21 protein-coding genes, 3 tRNA genes and 1 pseudogene are annotated in these 20,126 nt (G+C 71.5%); 19 read left to right on the top strand and 6 right to left on the bottom strand.

What is annotated here, in order from left to right; genetic code table 11:
* The 6 genes and pseudogenes from PJ985_RS18740 to PJ985_RS18765 all read left to right on the top strand — a co-directional run.
* Positions 1–151 (top strand): annotated as a pseudogene (locus PJ985_RS18740) (ATP-binding protein); the annotation flags it as partial.
* 195 nt (positions 152–346) lie between these two features.
* On the top strand, positions 347–1,138 hold the full coding sequence (locus tag PJ985_RS18745) for a fumarylacetoacetate hydrolase family protein (RefSeq protein WP_271685001.1): 792 nt from the start codon (positions 347–349) through the stop codon (positions 1,136–1,138).
* Complete coding sequence (gene gltX, locus PJ985_RS18750) at positions 1,131–2,624, top strand: glutamate--tRNA ligase (protein WP_271685002.1); 1,494 nt, start codon at positions 1,131–1,133, stop codon at positions 2,622–2,624. Before PJ985_RS18745 ends, gltX begins: the two co-directional genes overlap by 8 nt.
* A 214-nt stretch (positions 2,625–2,838) precedes the next feature.
* Positions 2,839–2,910 (top strand) — tRNA-Gln (locus tag PJ985_RS18755).
* A gap of 27 nt (positions 2,911–2,937) precedes the next feature.
* Positions 2,938–3,010 (top strand) — tRNA-Glu (locus PJ985_RS18760).
* Positions 3,011–3,033: 23 nt separating this feature from the next.
* Positions 3,034–3,106, top strand: a tRNA-Glu gene (locus PJ985_RS18765).
* Positions 3,107–3,183: 77 nt separating this feature from the next.
* Here the strand turns inward: PJ985_RS18765 and PJ985_RS18770 are convergent.
* On the bottom strand, positions 3,184–3,864 hold the full coding sequence (locus tag PJ985_RS18770; protein WP_271685003.1) for a MerR family transcriptional regulator: 681 nt from the start codon (positions 3,862–3,864) through the stop codon (positions 3,184–3,186).
* Between the two features lie 129 nt (positions 3,865–3,993).
* Here PJ985_RS18770 and PJ985_RS18775 point away from each other — a divergent pair, with 129 nt between their 5' ends.
* Positions 3,994–4,506, top strand: coding sequence for a DUF4188 domain-containing protein (locus tag PJ985_RS18775; protein ID WP_271685004.1), 513 nt, complete (start codon positions 3,994–3,996; stop codon positions 4,504–4,506).
* An 84-nt stretch (positions 4,507–4,590) separates the two neighbouring features.
* Here the strand turns inward: PJ985_RS18775 and PJ985_RS18780 are convergent, their stop codons facing one another.
* Entirely contained in the window at positions 4,591–5,325 is a 735-nt protein-coding gene (locus PJ985_RS18780; RefSeq protein WP_271685005.1) for an IclR family transcriptional regulator, read from the bottom strand.
* Positions 5,326–5,518: 193 nt separating this feature from the next.
* Here PJ985_RS18780 and leuC point away from each other — a divergent pair, with 193 nt between their 5' ends.
* The 5 genes from leuC (at position 5,519) to PJ985_RS18805 (ending at position 8,992) form a co-directional block, all read left to right on the top strand.
* Positions 5,519–6,943 (top strand): 3-isopropylmalate dehydratase large subunit, encoded by a 1,425-nt coding sequence (leuC, locus tag PJ985_RS18785; RefSeq protein ID WP_271685006.1) that lies wholly within the window; start codon positions 5,519–5,521, stop codon positions 6,941–6,943.
* A 5-nt stretch (positions 6,944–6,948) separates the two neighbouring features.
* The gene (leuD, locus tag PJ985_RS18790; protein WP_271685007.1) at positions 6,949–7,542 is read left to right on the top strand and encodes a 3-isopropylmalate dehydratase small subunit; all 594 of its coding nucleotides are present in this window, start codon (positions 6,949–6,951) and stop codon (positions 7,540–7,542) included.
* Positions 7,543–7,735: 193 nt separating this feature from the next.
* Entirely contained in the window at positions 7,736–7,990 is a 255-nt protein-coding gene (locus PJ985_RS18795) for a hypothetical protein (protein WP_271685008.1), read from the top strand.
* A 124-nt stretch (positions 7,991–8,114) separates the two neighbouring features.
* Entirely contained in the window at positions 8,115–8,735 is a 621-nt protein-coding gene (locus PJ985_RS18800) for an HU family DNA-binding protein (RefSeq protein ID WP_271685131.1), read from the top strand.
* 53 nt (positions 8,736–8,788) lie between these two features.
* A complete protein-coding gene (locus PJ985_RS18805; RefSeq protein ID WP_271685009.1) occupies positions 8,789–8,992 on the top strand; it encodes a hypothetical protein in 204 nt (67 codons plus the stop codon).
* Here the strand turns inward: PJ985_RS18805 and cofC are convergent.
* Positions 8,964–9,608 (bottom strand): 2-phospho-L-lactate guanylyltransferase, encoded by a 645-nt coding sequence (gene cofC / locus PJ985_RS18810; RefSeq protein WP_271685010.1) that lies wholly within the window; start codon positions 9,606–9,608, stop codon positions 8,964–8,966. The genes PJ985_RS18805 and cofC overlap by 29 nt on opposite strands.
* Positions 9,609–9,836: 228 nt before the next feature.
* On the opposite strand from cofC, the gene PJ985_RS18815 reads away from it, so the two are divergent.
* From PJ985_RS18815 to PJ985_RS18825, 3 genes are all read left to right on the top strand, one after another.
* Positions 9,837–10,604: a lysophospholipid acyltransferase family protein gene (locus PJ985_RS18815; RefSeq protein ID WP_271685011.1), complete on the top strand. Its 768-nt coding sequence runs from the start codon at positions 9,837–9,839 to the stop codon at positions 10,602–10,604.
* A 97-nt stretch (positions 10,605–10,701) separates the two neighbouring features.
* Positions 10,702–11,703, top strand: coding sequence for an NAD(P)H-dependent glycerol-3-phosphate dehydrogenase (locus tag PJ985_RS18820; protein WP_271685012.1), 1,002 nt, complete (start codon positions 10,702–10,704; stop codon positions 11,701–11,703).
* A gap of 67 nt (positions 11,704–11,770) precedes the next feature.
* The gene (locus PJ985_RS18825) at positions 11,771–12,916 is read left to right on the top strand and encodes a D-alanine--D-alanine ligase family protein (protein WP_271685013.1); all 1,146 of its coding nucleotides are present in this window, start codon (positions 11,771–11,773) and stop codon (positions 12,914–12,916) included.
* A gap of 2 nt (positions 12,917–12,918) precedes the next feature.
* Here the strand turns inward: PJ985_RS18825 and PJ985_RS18830 are convergent, their stop codons facing one another.
* Positions 12,919–13,440 (bottom strand): DUF3515 domain-containing protein, encoded by a 522-nt coding sequence (locus tag PJ985_RS18830; RefSeq protein ID WP_271685014.1) that lies wholly within the window; start codon positions 13,438–13,440, stop codon positions 12,919–12,921.
* 19 nt (positions 13,441–13,459) lie between these two features.
* On the bottom strand, positions 13,460–13,693 hold the full coding sequence (locus PJ985_RS18835) for an Lrp/AsnC ligand binding domain-containing protein (protein ID WP_271685015.1): 234 nt from the start codon (positions 13,691–13,693) through the stop codon (positions 13,460–13,462).
* Positions 13,694–13,826: 133 nt separating this feature from the next.
* On the opposite strand from PJ985_RS18835, the gene PJ985_RS18840 reads away from it, so the two are divergent.
* Together PJ985_RS18840 and thiD are read left to right on the top strand one after the other, a co-directional pair.
* Complete coding sequence (locus tag PJ985_RS18840; protein WP_271685016.1) at positions 13,827–14,816, top strand: thiamine-phosphate kinase; 990 nt, start codon at positions 13,827–13,829, stop codon at positions 14,814–14,816.
* Positions 14,817–14,829: 13 nt separating this feature from the next.
* Complete coding sequence (gene thiD, locus PJ985_RS18845; RefSeq protein ID WP_271685017.1) at positions 14,830–15,624, top strand: bifunctional hydroxymethylpyrimidine kinase/phosphomethylpyrimidine kinase; 795 nt, start codon at positions 14,830–14,832, stop codon at positions 15,622–15,624.
* Between the two features lie 136 nt (positions 15,625–15,760).
* Here the strand turns inward: thiD and rpmB are convergent, their stop codons facing one another.
* Complete coding sequence (gene rpmB / locus PJ985_RS18850; RefSeq protein ID WP_271685018.1) at positions 15,761–15,946, bottom strand: 50S ribosomal protein L28; 186 nt, start codon at positions 15,944–15,946, stop codon at positions 15,761–15,763.
* 273 nt (positions 15,947–16,219) lie between these two features.
* On the opposite strand from rpmB, the gene PJ985_RS18855 reads away from it, so the two are divergent.
* Both PJ985_RS18855 and recG read left to right on the top strand, forming a co-directional pair.
* A complete protein-coding gene (locus tag PJ985_RS18855) occupies positions 16,220–17,833 on the top strand; it encodes a DAK2 domain-containing protein (protein WP_271685019.1) in 1,614 nt (537 codons plus the stop codon).
* Between the two features lie 113 nt (positions 17,834–17,946).
* A complete protein-coding gene (gene recG / locus PJ985_RS18860; protein ID WP_443033532.1) occupies positions 17,947–20,115 on the top strand; it encodes an ATP-dependent DNA helicase RecG in 2,169 nt (722 codons plus the stop codon).
* The last annotated feature ends 11 nt before the right edge of the window (positions 20,116–20,126 follow it).

Here is a 20,126-nt window from a genome sequence, read left to right on the forward strand (position 1 = left end):
ACACCAGCCGTACTCGCCCGACGAAGTGCGGGAGGCGCTGCAGATCGGCCCGGACGCACCCATCATCATCACCGACGCCCGGCACCGCGCGGAGGCCAAGAGCGCCCTCATCACCCTGGTGGAACACGCGCTCATGGCCCGGCTGCGCTGAGAGCGGCCCGTCCGGCCGGGCCCCCGGCGGGTGCGTGCCGCCCTCCCGGGGCCCGGCCGGACGGGCCGGTCCTGGCCGGTGCCGTGAGCTGGTGCGAGACGCCGCGCAGTGCCGGGCGTCGCGGCGGAGCGAACCTCGGCCGGCACGGCACTAGGCTGGAGTGTCAGCTCCCGCTCAGCAAAGGACGACGCAAGCGTGCGCATCGCCAGGTTCTCCATCGACGGCACCGTCGGGTTCGGCGTGGTGGAAGGTGAGCCTTCCGACAACGGGGGCCCCACCCTCGAGCTCATCAAGGGCCACCCGTTCGCCGATTTCGAACGCTCCGGGCGCAAGGTCCCGCTCGGTGAGGTCCGGCTGCTTCCTCCGGTGCTGCCCAACAAGGTCGTGGCCGTCGGCCGCAACTACCGGGAGCATGCCGCGGAGCTGGGCAACACGGTGCCGGGGACCCCGGTTGTCTTCTTCAAGCCGTCCACCTCGGTGATCGGGCCGGGCGACCCCGTGACCTACCCGGCCTTCTCCTCCGAGGTGCATCACGAGGCGGAGCTGGCCGTGGTGATCGGCCGGATGTGCAGCCAGGTGCCGCGGGAGCGGGTCGCCGAGGTCATTCTGGGATACACCTGCGGCAACGACATCACGGCCCGCGACATCCAGCGCGGCGAGGAGCAGTGGGCGCGGGCCAAGGGCTTCGACAGCTCCTGCCCGCTCGGTCCCTGGGTGGAGACCGGGCTCGACCTCGCTGCCGCCGGTGACCTGGGCATCATGTGCACCGTGAACGGTGAGCAGCGCCAGCTCGGCCGTACCAGCGAAATGGTGCGCTCCATCGAGGACCTCGTGGTCCACATCACGGAGGCCATGACGCTTCTCCCCGGAGATGTCATCCTCACCGGCACCCCTGCGGGGGTCGGCCCCCTGAACGTCGGCGACGAGGTCGCCGTCACCATTGAAGGTATCGGCACTCTCACCAATAAGGTGATCAAGCGTGGTTAGCGCACCCCCGTCCTCTCCCGTCCGCGTCCGGTTCTGCCCCTCGCCGACCGGCAATCCCCATGTCGGTCTGGTCCGCACGGCGCTTTTCAACTGGGCGTTCGCCCGCCATCACGGCGGCACCATGGTGTTCCGCATCGAGGACACCGATGCTGCCCGGGACTCCGAGGAGTCCTACAAGCAGCTCCTGGACTCGATGCGCTGGCTCGGCCTCGACTGGGACGAGGGGCCCGAGACCGGCGGGCCCTTCGGGCCGTACCGGCAATCGCAGCGCATGGACATCTACGCGGACGTGGCCTCCCGGCTGCTGGCCGCGGGACACGCCTACCGCTGCTACTGCACCGCCGCGGAGCTGGAGACCCGCCGGGAGGCCGCCCGTGCGGCCGGCCGTCCGTCCGGCTACGACGGCCGGTGCCGGGAGCTGTCCGCGGAGCAGACCGCCGCCTTCGAGGCGGAGGGCCGCAGCGCCATCGTCCGGTTCCGGATGCCGGGCGAGTCGATCACCTTCACGGACCTGGTTCGCGGGGAGCTGACCTTCGCCCCCGAGAACGTCACCGATTTCGGCATCGTGCGGGCCAACGGTGCCCCGCTCTACACCTTGGTCAACCCGGTGGACGACGCGCTGATGGAGATCACGCACGTGCTGCGGGGCGAGGATCTGCTGTCCTCCACCCCCCGGCAGATCGCGCTGCACCGCGCGCTGGCCGCAATCGGCGTCGGCAGCGGCGCGCTGCCCGCCTTCGGTCATCTGCCCTACGTCATGGGCGAGGGCAACAAGAAGCTCTCCAAGCGTGACCCGCAGGCCTCCCTCAACCTGTACCGGGAGCGCGGCTTCCTGCCCCAGGGGCTGCTCAACTACCTCTCGCTGCTCGGCTGGTCGCTGGCGGAGGACCGGGACATCTTCACGCTCCAGGAGATGGTCGCCGCCTTCGACCTCGCCGATGTGAACGCGAACCCGGCGCGCTTCGACCTCAAGAAGTGCGAGGCGATCAACGCCGTGCACCTGCGGGAGATGCCGGTCGCGGACTTCGCCGCGGCCTGTGCGCCCTGGCTGTCGGCCCCGCACGCGCCCTGGCGCCCCGGGGCTTTCGACCAGGCGGCGTTCGACGAGCTGGCGCCGTTGGCGCAGACCCGCCTGACGGTGCTCTCCGACATCACCGACAACGTGGACTTCCTCTTCCTGGACGAGCCCGTCCGTGACGAGAAGTCCTGGCAGAAGGCGATGAAGCCGGGCGCGGCCGAGGTGCTGGTTTCCGCGCGGGCGCGGCTGACCGGGGTCGCCTGGAACGCGGAGGATCTCAAGGCCGCCGTACTGGCGGCAGGGGAGGAGCACGGGCTGAAGCTGGGCAAGGCGCAGGCCCCGCTCCGGGTGGCGGTCACCGGCCGCACCGTCGGTCTGCCGCTCTTCGAATCCCTGGAAGTCCTCGGGCGGGACCGTACGCTGGCCCGGGTGGATGCCGCCCTCGCCGAGCTTGCCGCGTCCGCCTGACCGGGCGCCTGCCGGCTCCCCCGGCCCTCCCGGGCGCGGGGGAGGCCGGGGCGGCCGCCCCTCTCCGGGGCGCGAGCAGCGAGACGCGGAACCGGTTTTGGAGCAGCGTCCCCCATCGGGTAATGTTCCTTCTGTCGCCGAGAGGACAGCCCGGACGGGCCAGACCGGAAGGCGATCACGAGAGCAAGGCCCCCGGTAGGGGGTTGAGTTTTGGTGGGCTATGGTGTAATTGGCAGCACGACTGATTCTGGTTCAGTTAGTCTAGGTTCGAGTCCTGGTAGCCCAGCGCGATCTTCTGTTCAGCAAGATCGAGGCCCCCGTTGTGTAGCGGCCTAGCACGCCGCCCTCTCAAGGCGGTAGCGCCGGTTCGAATCCGGTCGGGGGTACGGTCCGCAAGGACTCTGTCTGAGCCCCCGTTGTGTAGCGGCCTAGCACGCCGCCCTCTCAAGGCGGTAGCGCCGGTTCGAATCCGGTCGGGGGTACTCGGTCGGGGAAGGCCCCTCACCCCAGTGGTGAGGGGCCTTTCCGCTGTCCTGCCTCAGCGGGCCGGCAAGTCCGATCAACCGGGCGCCGCTCCGGGCTCCTCCGGGCTCCCGTGCTGCCCGGGCCCGCCGGAGCCGAAACGGCGGCCGGACTCCTCCGCGTGAGCGAGTCTGCGCAGGCTCAGCAGCACCGGCTCGTACAGCACGGTGAGGGCGACCGCAGCTTCGACCTGCGTGATCGGCTCGTCGAACTTCTCGATGAGGTCCAGGTCGTGTGCCGCCAGCCCGGCCGCCGTGCGGCCGTACGGCAGCAGCTGCTCCGTGTCGCACGGGTACCCCAGCCGCACGAGCGTGCTGAGGGACGAGATCAGCATCCGGTGTGCCGGGTAGTCGGTGCCGGGCTCCCAGCCGAGGAGCGTCAGGAGCTCGTCGGCCTTGCGGCGGGCGGTCCCGGTGGCGGGGTCCTCCTCGGCGGGGTCCGGGCCGTGCGGGAGCGCCCCGACCGCAGTGCCCAGCTGCTCGTGCCGGTCCAGGGTGTCGTCCTCCAGGGCCGCCATCACCTCCCGGGCTGCGGCCACCGGCACCCGGCCCACCTGGATGAGCGCCCGGACCAGCCGCAGCCGGCGCAGGTGTTCCGCACCGTACTCCGCCTGGGTCGCGGTGACGCGCGTCCCCGGAGGGAGCAGCCGTTCCCGCAGGTAGTACTTGATCGTGGCGGTCGGCACACCACTGCGTTCACTCAGTTCCGCCAGCCGCATCGGCTCACCGTCCCTCCGCTTTCGCCGCTCGCTTGCATCTCCGCTCGGAGAGTGTCACTATCCAATCAGGGTAGTGCCACTATCCAAGACTCGCCCGTTGCCGCGGGCGGCGGGGAAGGGAGGTCCGGCATGGGTGCCAAGGTCATCGAGGGACGCATGACGGCGGAGAAGCAGGACGAGGTGACCGTCTTCCTCATCGGAATGCGGATCAACAGCTTCTGGAGGCTCAGCAGTTGGTGGCCGGTCTACAGGGCGATGCCGAAGATGCTGAGGGAGCTGTCGCAGGACCCGGACAGCGGGCTCCTCGGGTTCCGGCTGCTTCTCGGAGGCCCGCGCGGGTTCTACGTCGTCCAGTACTGGTCGTCCCACGAAAAGCTGCTCGCCTACGCCTCCGCCCCGGACCGGGAGCACCGTCCGGCCTGGGCGGCGTTCCACCGCCGGCTGCGGGCAGGCAGAGGCCGGGTCGGCTTCTGGCATGAGACGTACGTCGTGCCGGCCGGGGCGCACGAAGCGGTGTACGTCAACATGCCCCCCTTCGGCCTGGGGGAAGCCGCCGGAGTGGTGCCGGTGGGGCGCCGGGGGGACCGGGCGGGTGACCGGCTGGCGCTGGCCGACCCGTCCAGGGGGCACCACCGGCCGTGACGGGGCCACCTGGTGCGCCGTCGGCCGGGGCAGCGGGGCGCCGTGCCGGGTGTCGCGACCGGGCGAACCTCGGCTGACGCGGCCCTAGCTCCCGCCGCTGCGCTTGAGAGCTTCGGACAGCCGGTTCGCGGCATCCACCAGAGCCTGGGCGTGCATGCGCCCCGGGTGCCGGGTCAGCCGCTCGATCGGGCCGGAGACGGAGACCGCCGCCACGACCCGGTGGGAGGGGCCGCGGACCGGGGCGGACACGGAGGCCACGCCGGGCTCCCGTTCGCCGATCGACTGCGCCCAGCCCCGCCTGCGCACCCCGGACAGCGCGGTGGCCGTGAAGCGGGCCCCCTGCAGGCCGTGGTGCAGCCGCTCCGGTTCTTCCCAGGCCAGCAGGATCTGAGCCGCGGAGCCGGCCTTCATCGGCAGCGTGGAGCCGACGGGCACGGTGTCCCGCAGGCCGGACAACCGCTCCGCAGCGGCCACGCAGATCCGCATGTCGCCCTGCCTGCGGTACAGCTGGGCGCTCTCCCCGGTGACATCGCGCAGGTGGGTGAGTACCGGACCGGCCGAGGCCAGCAGGCGGTCCTCGCCCGCGGCCGCAGCCAGTTCGGAGAGCCGCGGTCCGAGGACGAACCGGCCCTGCATGTCCCGGGAGAGCAGCCGGTGGTACTCCAGGGCCACGGCCATCCGGTGGGCCGTGGGCCGGGCGAGGCCGGTGGCTGCCACCAGACCCGCCAGGGTGGCCGGGCCGGACTCCAGGGCACCCAGAACCAGAGCCGCTTTGTCGAGTACTCCCACTCCGCTGGAGTCGCCACTAGATGTGTCCATGCAACGATACTTGCGTCTCACACTGTGAAACGCAAGTTCATTCTCCAGCGGGAACCGCCACTCTTGACATGGCGCTCGGCACAGGATGCGGAGCGTGGTCCCCGTCCGGACGCGAAGCACGGACGGAGGCGGGCAGCGATCGGCCCCCGACTCGACATGTGGCCCGGCATCGTGGCCGGCCGGAGGGAATGCGATGGGACGGACACTTGCGGAGAAGGTCTGGGACGACCATGTCGTCCGGCGTGCCGAAGGCGAACCCGACCTGCTCTACATCGATCTCCACCTGCTGCACGAGGTGACCAGCCCGCAGGCCTTCGACGGCCTGCGGAAGGGTGGTCGCGCCGTCCGGCGGACGGATCTCACGATCGCCACCGAGGATCACAACACACCGACCCTCGACATCGACAAGCCGATCGCCGACCCGGTGTCCCGCGTACAGCTGGAGACGCTGCGCAAGAACTGCGCGGACTTCGGGGTCCGGCTGCACCCCCTCGGTGACGACGAGCAGGGCGTGGTCCACGTGGTCGGCCCGCAGCTGGGGCTGACCCAGCCCGGCATGACCGTGGTCTGCGGGGACAGCCACACCTCCACCCACGGCGCTTTCGGCGCACTGGCGTTCGGGATCGGCACCAGTCAGGTCGAACATGTGCTGGCCACCCAGACGCTGACGATGGCACCCTTCCGGACCATGGCGGTCAACGTGACCGGCGAGCTGCCGGAGGACGTCACGGCCAAGGACCTCATTCTGGCGATCATCGCCCGGATCGGCACCGGCGGCGGTCAGGGCTACGTCATCGAATACCGCGGCGAGGCCATCGAGAAGCTGTCGATGGAGGCCCGGATGACCATCTGCAACATGTCCATCGAGGCGGGTGCCAGGGCCGGCATGATCGCCCCGGACGACACCACCTTCGCCTATCTCCAGGGGCGCGACCACGCGCCCACCGGTGCTGAGTGGGACGAGGCCGTTGCCTACTGGCGGACGCTGCGCACCGATGACGATGCCGTCTTCGACCACCAGGTGGTCATCGACGCGACCCAGCTGGCACCCTTCGTCACCTGGGGCACCAACCCGGGCCAGGGCGCACCGCTGTCCGCGTCGGTGCCGGACCCCGCCTCCTACGCCGATGCCGGAGACCGGCAGTCCGCGGAGCGGGCCCTGGAGTACATGGGGCTGCGTGCCGGGCAGCCGCTGCGGGAGGTCGCGGTCGACACCGTCTTCGTCGGCTCCTGCACCAACGGCCGGATCGAGGATCTGCGTTCCGTCGCCGAGGTGATCAAGGGCCGCAAGGTTGCCGAAGGGGTGCGGATGCTGGTGGTGCCCGGGTCCGTGCGGGTCGCCCTGCAGGCGGTCTCGGAGGGTCTGGACAAGGTGTTCACCGAGGCGGGAGCCGAATGGCGGCACGCCGGCTGTTCGATGTGTCTGGGGATGAACCCCGACCAGCTGGCCCCGGGGGAGCGCTCGGCCTCCACCTCCAACCGCAACTTCGAGGGACGGCAGGGCAAGGGCGGCCGGACGCACCTGGTCTCGCCGCAGGTCGCCGCAGCCACGGCGGTCACCGGCCGCCTCTCGTCCCCGGCCGATCTGGCCGACGACCGCACCCCTGTGGAGGTCTGAACACCATGGAAGCTTTCACCACACACACCGGCCGGGCGGTGCCCCTGCGTCGCGGCAACGTCGACACCGACCAGATCATCCCGGCACACTGGCTGAAGAAGGTCACCCGGGACGGTTTCGAGGACGGGCTGTTCGAAGCCTGGCGCAAGGACCCGGAGTTCGTGCTCAACCAGCCGGAGCGACAGGGCAGCACCGTGCTCATCGCCGGTCCGGACTTCGGCACCGGCTCCTCCCGGGAGCACGCTGTGTGGGCCCTGCAGAACTACGGCTTCAAGGCGGTCATCTCCTCCCGGTTCGCCGACATCTTCCGCGGCAACTCGCTCAAGAACGGCCTGCTGACCGTGGTGCTGCCGCAGGACGCCGTGGAGGCCCTCTGGCAGCTGACCGAGGCCGATCCCGCCGAGGAAGTCACCGTCGATCTGGTCGGGCGCACGGTTCGGGCAGGCTCCCTGGAGGCGGAGTTCACGCTCGACGAGAACGCCCGCTGGCGGTTGCTCGAAGGACTGGACGACATCAGCCTGACCCTGCGGCACGAGGACGCGATCGCCTCCTTCGAGTCGGGACGCCCGTCCTTCAAGCCCCGTACCCAGGCGGCCTGAGGCCCTGAACGGCCCAAGCGCCTGAGTAGCCGAACGAGCGTTCCCCACCGGCGGTTTCCGGCCGCTCCAAGGCTCTTCGTAACCCCGTGTGCCCCCTGTCGAACGGCAGGGGGCACACTCGTGCCAGGGCCCCTCTGACGTGCGGTTGAGGCCCTACGAGGCGACAACTCGCCCCTGGTGGCACAATTGGTGCATGGAACGCGACGGTCAACTCGAGCTCTACGGCCTCGTTGCCACTCGGCTGAAAGAAGCGCATGGCAGGGTTCGTGTGCTGGGTGTGTCCGAGGAGGTGCGGCAGGGGCTGGTCCGCCGGGTGCTGGTCATCTCGGCTGCGGCCAGACATGACCTGCCCGGAGCTGCCCGCCGTCTGGACCAGTTGATGAAGGACATCGACGAGGGGCGGGTGCTGCCGGGGCCACCGGCAGGCAGTCGCAGCGGGACTCCGTAATGGCCGATTTCGTTGCGACACAAGGGGGATGCGCCCGTTTCTGGTGGAATTTGCGGTATATATCTATCTAACGTGCGAAAACCCTGAACACATTCGTTCCAGCAATGCCTCCGAAGGGGAAGACGTGAACAAGGCACAGCTCGTTGAAGCGATTGCCGACAAGCTGGGTGGCCGGCAGCAGGCCGCGGACGCTGTCGATATCGTGCTCGACGCCATCATCAGGGCCGTGGTCGCCGGCGAGCGGGTCTCCGTGACCGGCTTCGGGTCGTTCGAGAAGGTCGAGCGGCCGGCGCGCTACGCCAGGAATCCGCAGACCGGGGACCGGGTCCGGGTCAAGAAGACCTCGGTGCCGCGCTTCCGCGCGGGCCAGGGTTTCAAGGACCTCGTGGCCGGTACGAAGAAGCTCCCGAAGAACGAGGTCGCCGTCAAGAAGGCTCCGAAGGGCAGCCTGTCGGGCGGCGCCGCGACGAAGAAGGCAGCGGCCAGGAAGGCCACTGCCAAGAAGGGCGCGACGAAGAAGACCACCGCGGCATCGAAGGCCACGGCGAAGAAGACCACCGCCAAGAAGGCCCCGGCGTCTCAGAAGACCGCCGCCTCCAAGACGGCGGCGAAGAAGGGCTCGGCGAAGAAGGCGTCGGCCCCGAAGGCACCGACGGTCAGGAAAACCACGGGCAAGAAGGCCCCGGCCCGGAAGGCGGCCGGTCGCAAGACCACCGCCAAGAAGGCTCCGGCCCGCCGCAAGTGAGCCGGCCGGCCGCTGCGGTGTTCCTGCATGTGCCGGGCCGATAGGCTCAGTGCATGCAGGCCACCGCGTACACCTACGATCCCGGGACTCGCGCCGGCAGCGTGCTCCTCGACGACGGCACCCCGCTCTCCTTCGGATCCGAGGCCTTTGACGCCGGCGGCCTGCGGCTGCTGCGTCCCGGACAGCGCGTACGGATCGAGACCACCGGCGAAGGCGAAGGCCGCCGCATCACCTGCGTAACGCTGCAGACGTTCTGAGCGTCTCGGCGGTCCGCGGCCCGACCCCGAGAGCCAGCGCCCGGAGCAGGTCCTCCCCGGTGTCGACGTCCTGTCGGGCACCATGCACCCCCGCAAGCGTCAGTTCCACCGCGCCAGAAGCCCGGTGCCGGGACCGGGACGCACCGCCGAACGCCGCGCCCAGTGCTGTTCCGGGCCCCGCGGCGAGGAGCGTGGTACCCACGCCGGCCGCATCCGCCAGAAAGCTGCGCCGGTGTCCGGCCGCCGCGTCGAGCACTCTGGCAAGCTCGGCGGCGCGCAGCGCGGGAAGGTCCGCGTTCACCGCGGCCACCGCGGCCGCGGGGTTTCCCGCCCGCACTTGCCGTGCCCCGTGCTCCAGCGCGGCGTTCAGCCCTCCTTCCGGAAGGTCCGGGACCACGCGAACTCCCAGTCGGGCCAGACGTTCGGCTGCCAGGGCGTCGTCGGTGACCACTGTCACGTCCCGGACGGCAGCGCAGTTCACGACGGCGGCCACCGTGTCCTCGGCGAAGGCCAGGGCGAGCAGCGCCCGCCCGGCTTCCCCGGCCGCCGCGGTCAGACGGCTCTTGGCCCGCGGCAGCGGTTTCAGCGGTACCACCACCGACCAGCCCTCCTGCATGGGCGTGCTCTCCTCCCCGGTTCCCCGCCATTCTCACCTGCCGGGCGCCCGGACCGCACCATGCCCCCGCGTGCCCGGAGCATCCGGGCCGGGGGTGTGCCGGCCGCATCCGGGTGATGAGAGCATCGGCTGGACAGCATCACAGCGTGGGGCGAGACTTGTCCGGCTGTCAGCAGCAGACGCGCCGCAGCAGCCCCAGGAGGAGGCGCAGGAGGAGATGATGTCCGAGTGTCCCGCCCCAGAGTCGGTTTCTGCTACCGGTTGGCCGCGCTCCTGGTGAAACCACCGCTGCTCGTCCTGTTCAAGCGGGACTGGCGAGGAATGGAGAATATTCCGGGCGAAGGCGGGTTCATCACGGTCGTCAACCACAACTCTTATCTCGACCCGCTTTCCTACGGTCATTTCCAGTACAACACCGGACGCGTTCCGCGCTTCCTGGCGAAGGTGAGTCTGTTCGGCGACGGCTTTGTCGGCACGATGCTGCGGGGGATGGGGCAGATCCCCGTGTACCGGGACTCCGCCGACGCGATAGGTGCCTTCCGGGCGGCGGTTGAGGCGGTACAGCGCGGCGAGTGCGTGGCGTTCTACCCGGAGGGCACCCTCACCCGGGACCCCCGCCTGTGGCCGATGGAGGGCAAGACCGGGGCTGCCCGGGTCGCCCTCCAGACCCGGGCACCGGTGATTCCGGTCGCCCAGTGGGGAGCGCACGAGGTGGCGCCCCCCTATGCGAAAGCTGACAGACTGCGGCTGTTCCCCCGCAAGACCCTGACCGTGGTAGCGGGTGAGCCGATCGATCTCAGCGATTTCCACGACCGGGAACCCGATGCGGAGGTACTGCAGGCGGTCACCGAGCGCATCATGGATTCCCTCACCGAGCTGCTGGCCGGCATCCGGAACGAGATACCGCCGGCCGACCGCTTCGTCCACCGCCGGCCGTCGGCCGCGCGGTCCGTCCACGACAGCGTTCCGGCGCCCCCGGAGGAGAAAACCGAGTGACACGCACCACCGCATCCGGTGTCGGCAGCGCAGCGCCGCGCAGAACGGGCCCTGCCTCCGGCCGGAGGCAGCCACACCACCGCACAGGGGGAGCACAGTGACGAGAGCCGCCGTCTTCGGTACCGGATCCTGGGGGACCGCCTTCGCCATGATCCTGGCGGACGCCGGTTGCGACGTGATGCTCTGGGGCCGCCGCCCGGAACTGGCACGGACCATCAACGCCACCCGGAGCAACCCCGACTACCTGCCCGGCGTGGTCCTGCCGGATCGGGTCCGTGCCACCACTGACCCCGCCGAGGCCGCTCGCGGAGCAGAGTTCACGGCCTTCGCGGTCCCCTCCCAGACGCTCCGCGGCAACCTCTCGGACTGGGTCCCGGTGCTGGACCGCGGCACGGTGCTCGTGTCCTTGATGAAGGGCGTCGAACTCGGCAGCACCAAGCGGATGAGCGAGGTCATCGCGGAAGTGGCCGACGCTCCCGCCGAGCGGGTCGCCGTGCTCAGCGGCCCCAACCTCGCCCGGGAGATCGCCGACCGGCAGCCCGCCGCTTCGGTGGTCGCCTGCCGCGACGAATCGGTGGCGAAGCGGCTGCAGGCCGCCTGCCACACCGCCTACTTCCGCCCGTACACGAACACCGACGTGATCGGCTGCGAACTGGGCGGCGCGGTCAAGAACGTCATCGGGCTCGCCGTCGGCATCGCGGACGGCATGGGCCTGGGCGACAACGCGAAGGCCTCGCTCATCACCCGCGGACTCGCCGAAACGGCCCGGCTCGGCATGGTGATGGGGGCGGACGCCGGTACCTTCGCCGGGCTCGCCGGTCTGGGCGACCTGGTCGCCACCTGCTCCTCGCCGCTGTCCCGGAACCACACCTTCGGCACCAACCTCGGCCGCGGCATGACGCTGCAGGAGACCATCGCGGTCACCAGCCAGACGGCAGAGGGCGTGAAATCCTGCCGCTCGGTGCTCGACCTGGCCCGCGGCAACGGCATCGAGATGCCGATCACCGAGACGGTGGTGAGCATCGTGCACGAGGGAACCCCGCCGCTCGTCGCGCTCAAGGAGCTGATGGCCCGCAGCGCCAAGGCGGAGGGCAGCTGACCCGGACACGGCACAATGACCCTCCTGCGCCGAGGACGGTGACGGGAGGGAGTAATCTCAGGGCGATATGAGCAGCGAGATCCCTTCCCCCCAGAGCCCCCGCATCCGTGTCGCCGTGGTCTTCGGCGGACGCAGCTCCGAACACGGCATCTCCGTGGTCACCGCCGGAGCCGTGCTGCGCGCCCTCGACCGTGAGCGGTACGACGTCCTGCCCCTCGGCATCACCACCGAAGGGCGCTGGGCGCTGACCGCGGACGACCACGAGCGGATGGCAATCGCCGGAAGCCGGCTTCCGGAGGTGGGGGAGCTCGCGGAGCCGGGCGACGGCGGCGTGCTGCTGCCCATCTCGCCGGGCAGCCGGGAGGTGGTGTACGCCGAGCCCGGCGCCGTGCCCAAGGTCCTCGGGGACGTTGATGTCGTCTTCCCCGTCCTGCATGGCCCTTACGGCGAGGACGGCACGCTCCAGGGGCTGTTGGAGCTCTCCGGGGTGCCCTATGTCGGCGCCGGGGTGCTCTCCTCGGCGATCGGGATGGACAAGGAGTACATGAAGCGGGTCTTCACCTCCTTCGGGCTCCCGGTCGGCCCCTACGAGGTGATCAGGCCCCGTGAGTGGGAGGCCGGGCCCGGCGCCGTGCTCAGCCGGATCGACCGCTTCGCCGACGAGCACGGCTGGCCGGTGTTCGTGAAGCCGGCCCGCGCCGGCTCGTCCATGGGCATCAGCAAGGTTGCGGGGCGGTCAGAGCTGGCGGACGCCGTCGAGGAGGCGCGGCTCCACGATCCCAAGGTCATCGTGGAGTCCCTGCTGCGCGGCCGGGAGATCGAGTGCGGGGTGCTGGAGTTCGAGGACGGTCCGCGGGCCAGCGTCCCGGCGGAGATCCCGCCCGTCTCCAGCCACGACTTCTACGACTTCGAGGCGAAGTACATCGACTCGGCCGAAGGACTTGTGCCGGCGCCGCTCACCGAGGAGCAGACGGCCGGGGTGCAGGAGCTGGCCGTGCGTGCCTTCGACGCCGCGGCCTGCGAAGGACTGGTGCGTGCGGACTTCTTCCTGCAGGAGGACGGTTCCTTCGTCATCAACGAGATCAACACCATGCCGGGCTTCACCCCGATCTCGATGTACCCGCGGATGTGGCAGGCCAGCGGCATCGGCTACCCCGAGCTGGTCGACCGCCTCATCCAGGCGGCGCTGCGCCGCCCGACGGGCCTGCGCTGACGTCAGTGGTGGGAGTGCGGGTCCTCGTACAGCGGGTCCAGTGGCAGCGTCGCTTCGACGGCCTCGGCGACGTCGACCAGCGCCCCCACCTCCGGCGCGTACGCCCCGGGCACGGAGACCTCGGCGAGCACGGCCCGGTCCGTGGTGGTGAAGAGGTAGCCGTCCTCCTGCTCCTCGAGAAGCCAGGAGACCCCGTTCACCTCGACCGCGTCGGCGAACGGGTCGTAGGTCTCGGTCTCCGGGGTCAGGAGGGCGGGGCGCGGCACCCCGCACCGCAGCACGATAGCGGGGTCGCCCCAGGCCGCGGCGTAGCGGGTCTCCTCCGGGGGCATCCACCGGTCCTGGTCCTCGACCCGTTCCGGAAGTGCCTCGTACAGCGACTCACAGGCAGCGGCGGCCTCGCCCGTCGGTGCGGGCGGAGCCAGGTCGGGGCGGGCGGCGGAACAGCCCGCTGTCCCGGCCAGCAGGACGATGGCCAGGGCCGGGACGGCCGGGCGGAAGCGGCGGCGTACGGTGAAGCTCACCGCACGAGCATACGAGGGGCTACAGGTGCACGACCGGGCAGGTCAGCGTGCGGGTGATGCCGGGCACCTGCTGCACCTCCGCCACCACCAGGCGGCCGAGCTCGTCCACGCTGGTGGCCTCGGCCCGCACGATCACGTCGTAAGGACCGGTGACGTCCTCCGCCTGGATGATCCCCGTCATTCGGGAGATCACCTCGGCAACGGTGGACGCCTTGCCCACCTCGGTCTGAATCAGGATGTACGCATGGACCACGGGTCCTCCAGGGGCGGCGACGAGGAGCGGGGGCGCTACCGTAGCGCGTCACGCCCCGAACGGGGAGCCGCAGCCCCGACCGGCCGCGGCAGGCCGGCGCAGGCGCCGGGGACAAGAGCATGAGGAGAGCTGAGTGAAGGGCACTGTGGGCGAACTGGGGGAGTTCGGTCTGATCAGGGAGCTGACCGCCCGGATCAGCAGCACACCCGCGGTGCGACTGGGCCCGGGGGACGACGCCGCCGTGGTCGCGGCCCCGGACCGGCGCGTCGTCGCCAGCACCGACATCCTCTTGGAGGGACGGCACTTCCGACGCGACTGGTCCACCGCCTACGACGTCGGGCGGAAGGCCGCCGCCCAGAACCTGGCCGACATCGCCGCCATGGGCGCGGTGCCGACCGCGGTCCTGCTGGGACTCGTGGTGCCCGCCGAACTGCCTGTGACCTGGCCGACCGAGCTGATGGACGGCATCCACGACGAATGCCGGGCCGCCGGGGCGGGCGTGGCCGGCGGCGACGTGGTGCGCGGGGAGACGATCACCGTGTCGATCACCGCGCTCGGCGATCTCAAGGGCCGGGAGCCGGTCACCCGGGCCGGAGCCCGGCCCGGTGACCTGGTCGCCGTCATCGGCTGGCTCGGCTGGTCCGCCGCCGGACACGCCGTACTCTCCCGCGGCTTCCGATCCCCCCGCGCCTTTGTCGAGGCGCACCGGCGGCCCGAGCCGCCCTACGCGGCCGGTCCCTCCGGTGCGGAGTTCGGTGCCACCGCGATGACGGACATCAGCGACGGGCTGATCGCCGACCTCGGCCACATCGCCCGTGCCAGCAAAGTACGGATCAATATCCGCTCCGTCGCCCTCGATGTGCCGGCCCAGATGTCCGACATCGGCAGCGCCGTCGGTGTCGACCCGCTCCAGTGGGTCCTCACCGGGGGAGAGGACCACGCGATCGTTGCGACCTTCCCGCCGGAGACCAAGCTGCCCGCCCGCTGGCGCCGGATCGGGGAGGTGCTGCACCCCTCCGCGCTGCCGCGGGTCACGGTGGACGACGCGGCGTGGGACCAGGCCGGCGGCTGGGACCACTTCGGTAGCCCGGGGAGCCCGGGCAACCCGGAACCGGCCGCCTGAGTACGGTGAGGGTATGCAGCAGACACCACCGCGCGTCCTGACCGTCGCCGGCTCGGACTCCGGCGGCGGAGCCGGTATCCAGGCCGACCTCAAGACCATGCTGGCGCTGGAAACCCATGGCATGAGCGTGGTGACCGCCGTGACCGCTCAGAACTCCCTCGGGGTGCAGGGGGCCTGGCAGCTGCCGGCCGCGGCGGTACGGGCCCAGTTCCGCAGCGTCGTGGACGACATCGGGGTTCAGGCCGTCAAGACGGGCATGCTGGCGGGCCGGGAGCTGGTGGAGACCGTGGCGGAGCTGCTCGGGGGCCTCGACGCACCGGTCGTCGTCGATCCGGTCGGGGTCTCCAAGCACGGCGATTCCCTGCTCGCCGCGGAGGCCCTGGACGCGGTCCGCACCCGGTTGCTGCCCGTCGCGACGGTGGCCACCCCGAACCTGGACGAGGTCGCCCAGCTCACCGGTGTCCGGGTGGACTCCGAGGCGGACCTGCGCCGGGCGGCGGCCGCCGTCCTGGCGTGCGGTCCGCGCTGGGCGCTGGTCAAGGGCGGTCACCTCACCGGGGACGCGGTGGATCTGCTGACGGACGGGTCCGAGGAACACTGGCTGCGCGCGCCCCGGCACGACAACCGGCACACCCACGGCACGGGCTGCACCCTGGCTGCCGCGGTCGCCGCCCATCTGGCACGCGGGAAGCAGGTGCCGGAGGCCGTGGCGGCGGCGAAGGAGTACGTCACCGGGGCTCTCGCCCAGGGCTTCGCACTGGGCTCAGGCATCGGACCGGTCCACCACGGCTACCGGATGACGGGCTGAGCCACCGCCGGAGCCCCGCACCACGGGCGGCCGGAGCCCCGCACCCCGCCGGAACACGAAGAAGCCGGCCCACCCAGGGGTGGACCGGCTCACCGCGACCGGAAGGCGATGCGCGCCGCATCATGCCGCGCAGACGTCAGCGCGTGACCTTGCCGGCCTTGATGCACGAGGTGCAGGCGTTCAGCCGCTTCGGCGTCCCGTTGACCACAGCACGCACCCGCTGGATGTTGGGGTTCCAACGGCGCGGGGTGCGGCGGTGAGAATGGGAGATGCTGTTGCCGAAGCCCGGCCTCTTGCCGCAGACGTCGCAGTTGGCAGCCACGGGTCACTCCAAAGACGGGTCACCCCCGCACAGGCGGGGAGACAGAAATGTACGCTGATCCCGGCCCCACGGACTCGGTACGGACCGGAGAGGTCCTGGAGGCCGTTGCCGGGGGGATTGGCCCTGACGTTCATCAGGCAACCGGTGCAGCATACCCCGTCCGTTCCCTCTCGGTGAAATCCCCCGGGGCGCTCCGTACCGGTGCGCCGGGACGGGCCCCCCGGGCATAGGCTGCTGCACCGGTCATCCGCTCCGCTCCCGGGAGGTCCGCCCGTGCCGCAACCGCTGGACGCTGCCGCGGTCCGACGCTGGTGCCGGTTCGCTCTCGACGGCCTCGGCCGGGCCCGGGAGGACATCGACGCGATCAATGTCTACCCGGTCGCCGACGGGGACACCGGCACCAACCTCTACCTCACCGTCGAGTCCGCGGCTCAGGCCGTCGAGGCGTCGGCCGCCGGGGACCCCACCCTGGCCGAGGCGGTGCGGAGCATGGCGCACGGTGCCCTGATCGGCGCCCACGGCAACTCCGGGACGATCCTGGCGCAGCTGTTGCGAGGCATGGCCGGGGTGCTTGCCGAGGCCGGCCGGGAACCGGACGCCGACACCCTGCGCCACGCACTGCGGCAAGCCGCGCGCTCGGCCTACGAGGCCGTCGCCCACCCGGTGGAGGGCACCATGCTCACGGTGGCCACCGCCGCCGCCGACGCCGCCGAGCACGCGCCAGGACGGCTCGCCGAGGTGGCGGGAGCGGCCTGCACGGGCGCCAGGACCGCACTCGCCGAGACGCCGGGGCAGCTGGACGTACTGGCCCGGGCCGGAGTGGTCGACGCCGGTGGCAGCGGTCTCGTCACCGTCCTCGACGCCCTGGACGCGGCGCTCTCCGGCCGGGCGCCGGACCCCACCCGGCACCACGGCCTGGAACGTACGGCCGGCGGAGCCGCCGCGCCGCAGGCCGCCTGCGCGCCCCCGGCCACCGGGACGGATCCCGGCTCCGGCGGCGGTTTCGAGGTGATCTATCTGCTGGACTCCACCGACGACGCGGTGCGCCTGCTGCGAGGCCGGCTCGACACGCTGGGCGACTCCCTGGTCGTGGTGGGCGGCGACGGGCTGTGGAACGTCCACGTCCACACCCACGAGCCCGGGGCCGCCGTGGAGGCAGGGATCGAGGCCGGCCGGCCGCACCGGATCCGCATCACTCACCTCGGCGTCCCCCCACCGTCCGCACACGCCACCCGGGCCGTCGTCTCGCTCATGCCCGGCGAAGGACTCGCCGCTCTCTGCGAAGAGGCGGGCGCCACCGCTCTGACCGTGCGTCCGGGGGAGCCGCCCGGCAGTGGCGAACTGGCTGCCGCGCTGCTGCGCACACACGCCCGCGAGGTCGTGCTGCTCCCCAACGACGACCAGCTGCGGCACGCCGCCGCAGCCGCCGCGGAGCAGGCCCGGGCATCCGGAGTCCGGGTCGCTGTCATCCCCACCCGTTCCCCGGTGCAGGGCATAGCGGCGCTGGCCGTGCACACCCCGGACCGCCGTTTCGATGAGGACGTCGTCGCCATGACCTCGGCCGCAGGGGCCACCCGTTTCGGTGAGGTGACCGTCGCCGAACGGCAGGCCTGGACCTCGGCCGGTATCTGCGAGGCCGGGGACGTGCTCGGCCTCGTGGACGGTGATGTGGCGATCATCGGCAGCGACCCGGACCCGGTGGCGGCGGAGGTCCTGGCACGGATGCTGTCCGCCGGCGGTGAGCTGGTCACCCTGGTCCTCGGCTCGCCCGCCCCGACGGCGCTCGCGGCCCGCCTGGCGGACCGGGTGCGCCAGGGGCACCTGGGCGTGGACACCGTCGTCTACGAAGGACGGCAGAGCGCGCCGTTGCTCATCGGCGTGGAGTGAGCCGGAGTGGGCGCCGTCCTCCCGGAGCTGTCACCGCGGTGCGCAAGGATGGGAGGGTGTCCGCACTGTCAGATCCCCTCAAGAACCTCGTCGGCGGCAGCACCGCGAAGGTGATGGCCGACCACCTCGGCCTGCGCACCGCCGGTGACCTGCTGCACCACTACCCGCGGCGGTACGCGGAACGGGGCGAGCTCACCCGGCTCGGCGACCTGCCGCTGGACGAGCACGCCACCGTCGTGGCAGAGGTCGCCGACGCGCGGATCCTGTCCTACAACAAGGGCCGGGGACAGCGGCTCGAGGTGACGATCACCGACGGCACCGGACGCCTGCAGCTCGTCTTCTTCGCCCGCGCCGGCTACCACCGGCAGCGGCTGCTGCCCGGCCGGCGGGCCATGTTCGCGGGCAAGGTCTCCGTCTTCCACCACAAACGACAGCTCTCCCACCCGGCCTACGAGCTCCTCGACGCCGAGAGCGATCCCGCGGCCGTGGACGCCTTCGCCAACAAGCTGCTCCCGCTCTATCCGGCCTGCAAACAGCTGGAGTCCTGGCGTATCGCCAAGGCGGTGGCGACGCTGCTCGACTCCATGGTGGCCACCGGCTGGGCGGGGGTGACCGACCCGCTGCCCGGCCAGCTGTGCGCCGGGCGTGGGCTGCTGCCGCTGACGGACGCGCTGCTCGCGGTCCACCGGCCGCGGAGCCGGGCCGAGGTCGCCGCCGCGAGGGAGCGCCTGAAGTGGGACGAGGCGTTCGTCCTGCAGACCGCGCTGGCCCGCCGCCGGCACGCCGACGCGCAGCTGCCCGCCGTTCCCCGGCTGCCCCGGGAGGACGGCCTCCTGCACTCCTTCGACGCGAAGCTGCCGTTCACGCTCACCGGTGGCCAGCAGCGGGTCAGCCGGGAGATCCTCGACGGCCTGGCCGCCGCGCACCCCATGCACCGGCTGCTCCAGGGGGAGGTGGGCTCCGGCAAGACCCTGGTCGCGCTGCGGGCCATGCTCACCGTCGTCGACTCCGGTGGCCAGGCGGCGCTGCTCGCGCCCACCGAGGTCCTGGCTCAGCAGCACCACCGTTCGCTCACCGAAATGATGGGCGAGCTGGCCGAGGGCGGGATGCTCGGCGGGGCGGAGCAGGGCACGAAGGTGGTGCTCCTCACCGGATCGATGGGCGTGACGGCACGGCGCAGGGCCCTGCTCGACCTGGTCACCGGGGAGGCCGGGATCGTCATCGGCACCCACGCGCTCATCGAGGACAAGGTGCAGTTCCACGACCTGGGCCTGGTCGTGGTGGACGAGCAGCACCGGTTCGGCGTCGAGCAGCGGGACGCCCTGCGTTCCAAGGGCAGGCAGCCGCCGCACCTGCTGGTCATGACGGCCACTCCGATTCCGCGGACGGTCGCCATGACGGTCTTCGGGGACCTGGAGACCTCCGTACTCGACGAACTGCCTGCCGGGCGGTCCCCGATCGCCAGCCACGTGGTGCCGGTGGCGGACCGGCCGCACTTCCTGACCCGCGCCTGGGAGCGTGTCCGGGAGGAGGTCGCCGCCGGTCATCAGGTGTACGTCGTGTGCCCGCGGATCGGTGAGGAGAGCGGTCCCGCCGGGGCCGCCGGGGCACCCGCCGAAGGGGAGACCGCCGAGGAGGAAGCCGGAGAGGCGGGGGAGGACGCGCGGCGTCCGCCGCTGGCCGTGCTGGACGTGGCCGCGGAGCTGTCCGGCGGTCCGCTGAAGGGGCTCCGGGTGGCCGTTCTGCACGGCAGGATGGCGCCGGAGGCCAAGGAGGACCTGATGCGCCGCTTCACCGACGGGTCGGTGGACGTCCTGGTCGCCACCACGGTCATCGAGGTCGGGGTCAACGTTCCCAACGCCACCGTCATGGTGATCATGGACGCGGACCGGTTCGGTGTCTCCCAGCTGCACCAGCTGCGCGGCCGGGTGGGCCGTGGTGCGGCGGCGGGGCTCTGCCTGCTGGTGTCCGAGATGCCGGAGGGCAGCCCGGCCCGCGCCCGGCTGGACGCGGTGGCCGGCACGCTGGACGGCTTCGAGCTGTCCCGGATCGACCTGGAGCAGCGCCGCGAGGGTGACGTGCTGGGGCAGGCCCAGTCCGGCGGCCGGAGCTCGCTGCGGATGCTCGCCGTGATCGAGGACGAGGACATCATCGCGGAGGCCCGTGCGGAGGCCACCGCCCTGGTCGGGCGGGACCCCGGCCTGGAGAGCTCCCCGGAGCTCCGCGCGGCGCTCGCGTCGCTGCTGGACGCGGACCGTGAGCAGTATCTCGACAAGGGCTGAGCCGCCGGGCC

Origin of the sequence: Streptomyces sp. ACA25 (assembly GCF_028200735.1) — a bacterium.
In the GTDB taxonomy this organism is placed as follows: domain Bacteria; phylum Actinomycetota; class Actinomycetes; order Streptomycetales; family Streptomycetaceae; genus Streptomyces.